At 67.3% G+C, this 10,439-nt stretch carries 9 protein-coding genes; 5 read left to right on the plus strand and 4 right to left on the minus strand.

Annotated features, from left to right (window positions below):
• The first annotated feature begins 17 nt into the window (after positions 1-17).
• Complete coding sequence (locus tag EAD98_RS16420; RefSeq protein WP_121654945.1) at positions 18-830, plus strand: DUF3097 domain-containing protein; 813 nt, start codon at positions 18-20, stop codon at positions 828-830.
• A gap of 41 nt (positions 831-871) precedes the next feature.
• Here the strand turns inward: EAD98_RS16420 and EAD98_RS16425 are convergent, their stop codons facing one another.
• Positions 872-2,173 (minus strand): serine hydrolase, encoded by a 1,302-nt coding sequence (locus EAD98_RS16425; RefSeq protein WP_121654941.1) that lies wholly within the window; start codon positions 2,171-2,173, stop codon positions 872-874.
• 131 nt (positions 2,174-2,304) lie between these two features.
• On the opposite strand from EAD98_RS16425, the gene EAD98_RS16430 reads away from it, so the two are divergent.
• The 3 genes from EAD98_RS16430 to EAD98_RS16440 all read left to right on the plus strand — a co-directional run bounded on the left by EAD98_RS16430 (position 2,305) and on the right by EAD98_RS16440 (position 4,809).
• Complete coding sequence (locus EAD98_RS16430) at positions 2,305-2,778, plus strand: NfeD family protein (RefSeq protein ID WP_121654942.1); 474 nt, start codon at positions 2,305-2,307, stop codon at positions 2,776-2,778.
• Positions 2,779-2,783: 5 nt separating this feature from the next.
• Positions 2,784-3,890, plus strand: coding sequence for an SPFH domain-containing protein (locus EAD98_RS16435; protein ID WP_121654946.1), 1,107 nt, complete (start codon positions 2,784-2,786; stop codon positions 3,888-3,890).
• A gap of 151 nt (positions 3,891-4,041) precedes the next feature.
• Positions 4,042-4,809: a hypothetical protein gene (locus EAD98_RS16440; protein ID WP_121654943.1), complete on the plus strand. Its 768-nt coding sequence runs from the start codon at positions 4,042-4,044 to the stop codon at positions 4,807-4,809.
• Here EAD98_RS16440 and EAD98_RS16445 read toward each other — a convergent pair.
• The 3 genes from EAD98_RS16445 to EAD98_RS16450 form a co-directional block, all read right to left on the minus strand.
• Positions 4,806-5,591 carry a helix-turn-helix domain-containing protein gene (locus EAD98_RS16445; protein ID WP_233583854.1) on the minus strand — a complete coding sequence of 262 codons (786 nt, stop codon included), beginning with the start codon at positions 5,589-5,591 and terminating at the stop codon, positions 4,806-4,808. The two genes, EAD98_RS16440 and EAD98_RS16445, sit on opposite strands and share 4 nt — an antisense overlap.
• Entirely contained in the window at positions 5,578-5,748 is a 171-nt protein-coding gene (locus EAD98_RS31270) for a hypothetical protein (protein ID WP_199723433.1), read from the minus strand. Before EAD98_RS31270 ends, EAD98_RS16445 begins: the two co-directional genes overlap by 14 nt.
• A gap of 129 nt (positions 5,749-5,877) precedes the next feature.
• On the minus strand, positions 5,878-7,068 hold the full coding sequence (locus tag EAD98_RS16450; protein WP_121654947.1) for a helix-turn-helix domain-containing protein: 1,191 nt from the start codon (positions 7,066-7,068) through the stop codon (positions 5,878-5,880).
• Between the two features lie 796 nt (positions 7,069-7,864).
• On the opposite strand from EAD98_RS16450, the gene EAD98_RS16455 reads away from it, so the two are divergent.
• The gene (locus EAD98_RS16455) at positions 7,865-10,063 is read left to right on the plus strand and encodes an RNA-binding domain-containing protein (RefSeq protein ID WP_233583855.1); all 2,199 of its coding nucleotides are present in this window, start codon (positions 7,865-7,867) and stop codon (positions 10,061-10,063) included.
• The last annotated feature ends 376 nt before the right edge of the window (positions 10,064-10,439 follow it).

Consider the following 10,439-nt stretch of genomic DNA (forward strand, 5'->3'; position numbering starts at 1 on the left):
GGGTTAGCGTGATCGACATGGCGGGGCGATACGGCGAGGACGTGTTGGCGGGCGACTGGCGGCGGCGCAAGGTCACCCCCGAGGTGGACGCCGAGCCGGATCTCGTGGTGGAGGACGTCGACTCCGGGTTCTGCGGCGCGGTCGTGGGCTTCGAATCCGGCGCGGTGGTGCTGGAGGACCGGCACGGCAAGCGGCGCAACTTCCCCCTGCTGCCGGCGGCGTTCCTGCTCGACGGTCGCCCGGTGACGCTGCGCCGCCCGACCCGCGCGCCGGTGCCGGCGGCCCGCCGGCGTACCGCGTCCGGCTCGGTGGCGGTGGACAACGTCCGCGCCCAGGTGGCCAAGGCCAGCCGGATCTGGGTGGAGGGCATCCACGACGCGGCGCTGGTCGAGCGGATCTGGGGTGACGACCTGCGGATCGAGGGCGTGGTCGTGGAGCCGCTGGACGGCATCGACGCCCTCGACGCCGAGGTGCACGACTTCGCCCCCGGCCCGACCCGGCGACTCGGCGTACTCGTCGACCACCTGGTGCCGGGCAGCAAGGAGAGCCGGATCGTGGCCCGGGTGACCTCGCCGTACGTGCTGGTGACCGGACATCCGTACGTGGACGTCTGGCAGGCGGTCAAGCCGGCGGCGCTGGGCATCGCGGCGTGGCCGGTGGTACCGCCGGGGCGGCCGTGGAAGGAGGGGGTCTGCGCGGCCCTCGGGGTGGCCGAGCCGGCCGACATGTGGCGGCACATCCTGTCCCGGGTGAACAGCTTCGCCGACGTGGAGACCCCCCTGATCAACGCCATGGAACGTCTCATCGACTTCGTCACCGAAGCCCCCTGACGGCCTGCTCCGCCTGATCCCCTGATCCACCCGGCGGTGGGTCAGGGGATCTCGTCGGGGCTGCGCGTGAAGACGAACGTGGCGATGTCGACCGCCACCGCCCGTCCGCTGTCGTCGCGCAGCACCGACAGGATCTCGCCGGTCTCCGGGCCGGAGCGTCCCCGCCAGCGGTCCGTTCCCTCGGCGACGAACCGGCTCACCCGCTCACCGCGGACGTGGGCCACCAGGTCACCCACGTCCCAGCTCAGGTCCAGCGACGTGCCCATCCACCACCAACGGCCGGTCAGCTCGGCCAGCTCGGCCGCGGGCGCGGCGGTGGCCGGCCGCCACGGCTGCGGGAACGCCGGCTCGGCGTCCAGCACGGTGGTCAGCAGCCGGCGGCCGAGCCCGGTGATCGGGAAGCCGTACGCGTTGGCGAAGCCGACCACGGCGGTACGGGTGGGCCGGTGCACCGCGAGGGCGGCCACGTACCCCGGCATCGAGCCGCCGTGCCCGACGTACACGCGTTCGCCGTCCCGGTAGAGCTCCAGCCCCAGGCCGTGCCCGCCCGTCCAGGAGTCCAGATCGCTGATCACCACGGGCGCGCACATCTCGGCGAGCGTCTCGGCGGCCAGCACCGACGGGTCGGGGTCGGCCAGGAACGCCGCCCAGCGGCCCAGGTCCTCGATCGTCGACCAGAGCTGCCCGGCCGGGGCCATCGCCCCGGTGTCGGTGCGGGGCTCCTCGCGCAGCGTCTCGTGCCAGGGGTGGACGACGTAGCCGCGGGCGAACGGCTCGGTGGCCGCGTACGTGGTGCGGCGCATCCCCAGCGGGGTGAGGATCCGCTGGTCGAGCAGGTCCGCCCAGGGCGTCCCGGTGTGTCGTTCGAGCACCCCGCCGAGCAGCCCGTACGCCAGGTTCGAGTAGTGGTACGTGGCGTGCGGCGGGTAGGCGATCTTGTCGGCGCTCAGCCCGCCGAGCAGGGTGGCCAGGTCGGCGCCCGCGGCCCGCTCCCACCAGTCACCCTCGGGTTCACGCTGCATGCCGCTGGCGTGCCCGAGCAGTTGGCGCAGGGTGAGCGTGCCGACGCCGGTGCCCGGCAGGTGCCGTTCCAGCGGGTCGTCCACGGCCAGCCGGCCGGCGTCGCGCAACTGCATGATCAGGGTGGCGGTCATGGTCTTGCTGATCGAGCCCAGCCGGTACTGGAGGTCGATCTCCGGGCGGGGATGCTCGCCGGCGACGGCCAGGTGCGCCAGCGTGCCGTCGCGGACCACGCCCAGCACCAGCGACGGGACGCGGCCGTCGGCCTGTGCCTGGGCCACCTGGGCGTCGATCTGTCGGGCGGTTTCCGGCAGCAGGGTCAACGGGATCTCTCCTCGTTCGTCGGCTCGGGCGGGCCACCGGTGTGGGGCGTTTCGGTGGGCCAGGGGGTTCCGCCGAGCCTACTGATCATCACGGGTCGGCTGCTCGTGCATTCGCGTGTCACGATTGGGAGGTGGACGCCGTGGTGTGGATCGTTTTGGGTGTGCTGCTGGTTGTCGCCGAGGTCTTCACGACGACGCTTTTCCTGATCATGTTCGGGGTCGGCGCGTTCGCCGCCGCGGGCGCGGCCGCACTGGGCGCGCCGGTGGCGGTGCAGGCGCTGGTGTTCGCCGTGGTGTCGGCGTTGAGCCTGGTGGTGGTCCGGCCGGTCATCCGGCGGCACCAGCGGACGGCACTGGACAGCGGCGAGCAGCCGTTCGGCGTGGAGGCGATCGAGGGCTCCACGGCGCTGGTTCTGGAGCGGGTGGACGCCGAGCACGGGCTCGTCAAGATCGACGGGGAGTTGTGGAGCGCCCGGTCGTACGACACGACACAGGCGTACGAGCCTGGTGAACGGGTGCGAGTGATCAAGGTCCGGGGCGCGACCGCCCTGGTCTGGCAGGACGACGTTTCTTCCGCCGGCGAGCTGCCGGAAGCGAGAGGGTGAACGGGATGACGGTCATAGGCGTACTGCTGATCGCAGTTGCGTTGATCGCTGTGGTGACGCTGGCCAAGGCGGTGCGGATCGTGCCGCAGCAGCGCCAGGACGTGGTGGAACGGCTCGGTAAGTACAAGCGCACGCTCAGCCCTGGCCTCAACATTCTGGTGCCCTTCATCGACGCGGTGCGCACGAAGGTCGACATGCGGGAGCAGGTGGTCAGCTTCCCGCCGCAGCCGGTGATCACCTCGGACAACCTGGTGGTCTCGATCGACACCGTTCTCTACTTCAAGGTGGTCGACTCGGTCCGGGCGACCTACGAGATCTCCAGCTTCCTGCAGGCCATCGAGCAGCTCACCGTCACGACTCTGCGTAACGTGATCGGTTCACTGGACCTGGAGCGGGCGCTGACCAGCCGCGACGAGATCAACCGGCACCTCTCCGGCGTGCTGGACGAGACCACCGGCCGCTGGGGCATCAAGGTGACCCGGGTGGAGATCAAGGCGATCGAGCCGCCGGCCAGCATCCGCGACTCCATGGAGAAGCAGATGCGCGCCGAGCGGGACCGTCGCGCGGCGATCCTCACCGCCGAGGGCCACAAGCAGTCGCAGATCCTCACCGCCGAGGGTGAGAAGCAGTCCGCGGTGCTGCGGGCCGACGGTGACCGGCAGGCCCGGATCCTCCAGGCCGAGGGGCAGGCGAAGGCGATCCGTACCGTCTTCGACGCGATCCACCAGGCGAACCCGAGCCAGAAGGTGCTCGCCTACCAATACCTCCAGGCCCTGCCGCAGATCGCCCAGGGCAGCGCCAACAAGGTCTGGATCGTCCCGGCCGAGCTGACCAAGGCGCTGGAGGGCATGGGCGGCGCGCTCGGCGGGCTGAGCCAGATGGTGGGGGACCTGCCCGCGCCGGAGGCGGCCGACCACGCGAGCCAGGTCGAGCGCGAGGCCGCGGAGGCCGCGCAGGCCGCAGCCGCCGCCGCGCAGCAGATCCACGACGAGGTACGCGTCGCCGAGGCGCAGGCCACCGGTGGCAACAAGCCGCAGGGGCTGCCCGCGCCGGAGCCGGTGTCCCCGGCCAGCCTGGTCAACGACCCGGCCGACCAGCGCGAGCGCGAGTGATCGAGTACGCCGGCCGCCCGGCCGGATAAATGCGAGAAAGACTCATGGGGCGCTCCGACGCCTGCCACGATCGGTCCTAGGACGGGTGGTGACCAGGCAATCGGGGCGCCCCGGCGCGTCCCGCACCGCTCGTGGACGAGCGAGGTGACGCATGAAGGATCCGGCGAATCGGATGTGGTCCTCGGCCCCGGTGCCCGGCGCGCACGATCCGGCCGGCCCGCTGGGCTCCCGGCGTAGCGGCGGCGGGTTCGGCGTACTGCCGTTCGTGGGCGAGCCAACCCCGGCCGGGCCGGCAACGAACGCCAGCTGGGCCTGGTCGGTGCGCCGGTTCGCGCGGGCGGCGGTGTGGCTGCTACCCGCGTACGCCATCCTCTACGGCGCGGTGGCGATGGCCAGCGACGGCGGGGTGGGCAACGACCCGTATCCGGCCGACGGCCAGGCGGTGTACCTGATCGGCTGGGTGGCCGCGATCTGGCTCGGCCTGCTCGCGCTGCTGGCCCTCACCGGGCTGCTGGCCGCGACCCGCAGCCGCCGGGTGGCCGCCGCCGGGCTGCTGGTCAGCATCGCCGGCACCGTGCTGATGCTGCCCTTCGCCGGGCTCGCCGAGCAGACGCCCGTCTTCGGAGCCACCGCGCGTTCGCTGGTGCTGGTCGGCGCCACCTTCTACAGCGTGGGCTGGTTCCTCACCGGGTGGGCGGTGGCCCGCTCCGGCACGTTCAGCCTCGGCGACGGGGTCATGCTGATCATCGCCGCGCCGTTGCTCGGCCTGGGCGGCGCCCTGATCGGCTCGTTGCAGACGTTCGGCGCGATCTTCGTGCTGATCGCCGGCATCGGCATCGGCTACCGCTCCGGCCGCCTGATGCCCCGCGAAACGGCCCGCGACGCCGCCAGCGCCAGCCTCTCCACCCCAACGCCCTAACCACCCACGCCCTCGCCCCGCCCTCGCCCCGCCCTCGCCTCGCCTCGCCTCGCCTCGCCTCGGTGATCATGAGGTTGACGGGCGGTTTGATATCCAAGAACCCCGCCAACCTCATGATCACCGCAGCGGGATGGGGCTGGGAGGACGCGGTTGGCGGCGGCGAGCGTCGCGGCGAGAGCCAGGCGGTCCCGGCCCGACGCGCGCAGCGCCTGGCCGACTGAGATGGCCGCCGTCGCCGCGAGCACTGGATCGTCGCCCGCCGCGGTCATCGCCCGGTCGGCGGCCAGCCAGCCGAGGTCAGCCTCGCCGAGCTTCACCAGCACAGACGAGGTGATCCGGTACGTCTGCACCAGCAGCTCTGGCCTCTGCGCGGCCTGGGCGGCGTCGAGCAGGCCCGGCAGGACCCGCACCAACTGCGGGTAGTGCGCGTGCTGGTAGGTCAACCAGGCGTACCCGACGTGCCTTCTCAGCTCATCCGTTGTCTGGGCGGGGGCTTGTGGAGTGTCGTAGCGGGCGAGAGCGGCCCGGATGTCGTCCACCCCGTCCGGCGTGCCGGGCGGGGTGCTCCGCGGCTGGCCGAGCAGCACCTCCGGCTCGACCCGCAGCACGTGGGCCAGCTCCTGGATCACCGAGTACCGGTCCAGGGTGCGGACGCCCCGCTCGACCTTGTCCACCCAGCTCTTCGACCTGCGGAGCCGGTCGGCCAGCATCTGCTGCGTCATCTGCCGCCGCACCCGCCAGCGCGCCACGCGGCGGCCGATCGGCAGGTCATCGCTGGTCACGCCGCCACCGCCGGTCCGGGACCGCGCGGGTCGTGTCCTCCACCGGTACGCGCTCCGCCTCGGCCTGGGCCAGGAGGCGCTGTTTGGCGGCCTCCCGCTCGGCCGCCTCCGACTGTTTGCCCGTGTTCTCCGGAGCGTTGTCGTCCTGACTGCTCATCCCCGCCTCTTCCGGCAGAGGCCCAGCAGCGATGCTCGGGAGCTGATCGCCGCTGCGCCAGGCCAAGGGAGCGCGATTGCGCCCGAATCGGACACTAGGGCGGATCAGTAATGGCGAAATTACTGCCAGTTATGCAGCCATGTTGATGCCGATACGGCCGGCGAGCAACCGCAGCTCGTCGGGGATGGCGCGGCGCTGGGCGCGCTGCGCCAGCGTCACCACGGCATCGCGGGCGAGGGGGTTGATGGCGAACGGGATCGGTGCTGCCCGCTCAGCTTGCACAAACGCGGCGAGGGCGTCCGCGTCCCGGCGACCGCCGTCGGCCAGCGCCCGGCCAACATCGAGCCAGTAGGACATTTGGCGATTAGATGCCACCAGCACCTGTGGTCGTACCGTCCGGGACAGCTCGATCACCTTGCCGGACTCGCCTTGCTCTGCCGCGATGGACATCTTCCAGAGCCCTACATTGGTCGGCCCAAAGCAACAATCGTTGAAGCCGCCACCGTCAGCGGGATCTCCCAAGCTCGCCGCCTCGCGCGTTGCCTCCGCCAGATGATGGCGGGCATCATCCGGTCGACCATCTACCGTGGAGGCGAGCGCAGCCGTGAGGTGCAGTTGGCCGAGCATTTGCCGGACCCGGACGTCGGCTGCGTTTCCCTGAAGCTCCGCCAGCGACCGGTCGGCAGCTCCGGCAGCCAACCGCGCCGACTCGATTGGCAGGCTCTGCACGTACGCAAACCGAGATGCCCCGATCCATGCGCGATCCTCGACGTCCTCAGCAGCCAACACGGATACCCGAGCGGCATTGAGCGCCAGGTGTCGGTATCCGAGGTGCCGGAGGCAGGTGGCCGCTTGGTATGCGACCTGAACTAGCGTGGCCCCACCCACGGCGGCGGCTTCGAGCAGCAGGCCGGGGAGCAGGCGAGCCATCGCCGGGTAGTTGCAGGAGTTGCGGAGCTGGTCACTGCGGGCGATCTCGGCGGCCAAGCGGTCCTTGGTGTAGTTCGATGGTCGGCGTTCGCCGTCCTCAATCTCGATCAGGGCAGACCAAATCGCCGGCACGCACTCGGCGGCGCTCTCGCGGGCCGGATCACCGGACTCTGTGCCCTGGCCGAGCAGGTCGGCCACCGTGACCTGGAGGGCGGCAGCGAGAGCGACCAGAGTGGAGCGACGGTCGATGGTCTTCCGGCCCGACTCGACCTGCGAAACGTAGGACTGGGTGACGCCAGCGAGCCCAGCCAGGACTGCCTGAGTCATGCCGCCACGGCGCATACGCCAGTACCGGATCCTGGCGCCAATGGTGTCGGGCTTCTTCACCATGCGATCGCCCACTCCCACGCAGAGGACTGGGATAGTGGCCACAACCTCTACCCCGTTCCATGGACGGTACACCGAAAAGCGTCCCTAGCGGTGACGCGGAGCGCCCGGGAGCCGTTTCCCCGACCTCGTTACAGAGCGGAATGCCCGTCCGCGGTCCAAAGAACTGATGGCCTCAGGTCGACCGGCAGGGGCGCACACGGCAGGCGGCTGCACATCACCGCTCGAACGATCTGCGGAAGCAGCCCTCTATTCCGGCCAAGCGTGCTTCACGGTGTGGCCGGTACTGCCGTCGGCAGAATGCGCGCCGCCGGACCTAATGCCGGCCGCAACTCTTGATCAACAAAGACCTCGTAGCACCGAGTTGAAACGCTGCGCTGCCCACTCCAGCAGAACGCTGGCTACTTGATCGCGGCCAAACCTGCCGCTAGCTGCGCACACGCCCCGCCACTTGGCTCCTGTGCAGGCCAGGTCCCGCGCAGCCGCTCGGACTACTCGATCCATACCCGGTCAGCCCCGGACCGACCGACCGGAGAACCTGGACACCAAGGCATCGTCTTTCCCCCGGCGCTGCGCACCTCGGCCCTGACCACGTCCCAAAACTCCGAATTGGGCCGATCCGGGTAATACTTGTTGGCTTGATACACCGCGACGACACAGCAAGACTGCTCGTTACTCATGCATGGACCCCGTAGCGCCCAAACGGTACGATGCTCGTCGAGTCGAAAGGCGGGCGGACATGCGCGAAGAAATCGCTCAGGCGATTCGGCAAAAGAATATCGCAGTTGCAGTGCGCTTCATGTTCGACAAATCTACAATTCGGCCCCGTTTTGGATACAACCACGAGACAGAATTGTGGGACTACAAAAGAGACTGCCCGCCAAAAAATGGCCCTAACGCGGATGCGGCTTGGGCGAATATTGCATCGGATGTTCTCGCATTTCACAACCAGCAGGGTGGGCTCATATTTTTCGGCGTTGACGACGCATCCTTTCAGTTCGTAGGTGCATCGCGGATGCTGGACAGCAAGATGTTCAACGATCAACTCCGCCGTTACCTGCCTGACAACATTTTCGTCGAATATAGCCGAGAGTTTATACAGGATGATCAGCGATACCTCGGCGTCGCGTTGATTCCTCCACGCGGACCCATGCCGGCCAGGTTTCGCGCAGGTGCGCCTCTTACCAACGGAAAGCGGAAGTTCGAGAAGGAGGGCTCCGCCAGAAGGGAGGGCGACAGCACAAGGATCCTCAGCCCAGCAAAAACGGAGGCGTGGATACAATCCTTGCACGTTCCCACGGTCGGCAACTCTTTCGCGGTAGATATTCCTTACTTCCGTATCCTTAAGCCCGAGTATGAGGAGTTTGTACAGCGGTCTGAGCTGGGCAGGCAAATCGAGCGCTCGTTGCGAGATGGCCGAATCGCAGTCACGTCGTTGGTTGGTATTGGCGGGATGGGAAAGACTGCCTTGGCTACATGGGCTGCCCTACGGGCTTATGAGGCGCAAGAATTCAAATATATTGTGAGCGTGACAGCGAAAGACCGAGAGTTGACGGCGACCGGGATCGTCGGCCTTGAGAACAAGCTCACGAGCTTCGAACGACTTCTAGACGAAATCGCCGATGTATTGCAATTTCCGGACCTTCGCGAACTGCCCATCGAGAAGAAAGAGGAGGAAATCCGAACCCTGCTAGGGAGCGACAAAGGGCTCATCTACGTGGACAACCTCGAGACCGTCGACGACGTGCGGATAATAGACTTTCTAGACGAGCTTCCCGCCGGCGTCCGTGCAATCGTTACGTCGCGCAGGTCGCGCGTGCGCGTGGCTGTTCGTCCAGTGGATATTGGGACGATGAACGACAGGGAGGTCGTCGCCTTTGTCCTCATGTTAACGAAGCAGGCCGCGTTCAAACACCTTGGGCGCATTACGCCGGCCGAGGCGCTGAGGGTAGGGTCTGCGTGGAACGGAATACCTCTGGCAATACGGTGGGCATTTGCTCGCAGTAAATCTGTGGCGGAGGCTATAGCGTCCGCTGAGGCGGCTGTCGCCATAGGCCGACAAAGTGAAGAGTTGCTCGAGTTCTCCTTCAGGCGAGTATTTGACAATTTGAGCCCCCTGGAGCGCAAGGTCCTACAGGTGCTATCCGTGCTACAGCGGGCCATCCCAATCGAAGCGATAGTCGCTTCCACAGCTTCCGGAAATGTTGACGTTATTGACTCCCTGGACGATCTGGTCAACGACTCCTTGGCGGTTCGCGAATTCGACACTAATCGGAACGACTACTGCTATACCTTACTGCCAATAACACGCGCCTTTGTGCAGCATGATATGAGGTCAAATACGGCCCAAGCCCGAGATCTTCACAAGAAGCTTCGCGATTGGTTTGAGGCGTACGACGTTCGAAGCTCCGACGAGAGGCTTATAGTGAGGCAGTTGCGCCAAGGCGGCGCTGCCGATGATACTGCTCTCGTGGACCTAGCTGTCGCAGCCGAGCGTGAGAACAAGCTCGATGTAGCAGAGAGGCTCTTTCAGCAAGCGCTTAGCCGTGCACCCAGGTCCTGGCGTGCCGCCCGCCTCTACGGCGAGTTCCTGAGGCATAAGCGGCAAGATCTTGCCGGTGCACTCCGTCTATACGGGCAAGCGATGGCGAACGCCCCTGCCCGCGGTCCGGATCGGTCTCTGATCTACCGGGAGTACGGCATTCTCATGAAAGATTCCGGCGAGCCGGACGCGGCTGACAAGGCTTCAGTGGCGCTCAAGGAGGCTGTCACTGAAGCGCCAAACGACCTGATTGCAGCAGGCGCCCTTGCCGGCGTACTCGACCGGAAAGGCGCCTCCCGCGCGGTTATTGAAGTCCTGGAAAGCCGCTTTGACCGAGGTGACTCAAAGTTCAGGTCCATTGCCTATCCCGTCCTCTTGCGGGCGTACGACCGGACCAACGAAATCCTGAAGGCTGCTGAACTGAAGCGGCGGTTCGCCGAAAGCGCACATGACTAGGCCCGATACTCGACAGACGCAGCCGGTTCGGTATTCGAATCCACTGTACTTAGATTCTGATACCCCAAGGAGAGGCCAGGGCACCTCAATTTCGCGCGACTGAATCGGCGGGAATCGCTGCCTGACTGGAACGGAGCGAACGAGAAGCTATGATTCGCCGGCGCGATTATGGCCGACGGCGGACCAACCGCAAGCTGCTACTAGAGATCGCCACCCATAGAGGTGTGGGCATTCGGTTCCTAAATTTCCGCGAAAGAAGCGCGTCGCCGGGATCGATGTCACCGCGATTCCCTTACAGGGCCACAATCGCCGCCGTCTCCGCCGGCAATTGGATCCGGTCCCGCATCACCGTGACCCCCTCCCCCGTGGCCAGCAG

The organism is Micromonospora sp. CV4 (assembly GCF_003667455.1).
Classification (GTDB): domain Bacteria; phylum Actinomycetota; class Actinomycetes; order Mycobacteriales; family Micromonosporaceae; genus Micromonospora.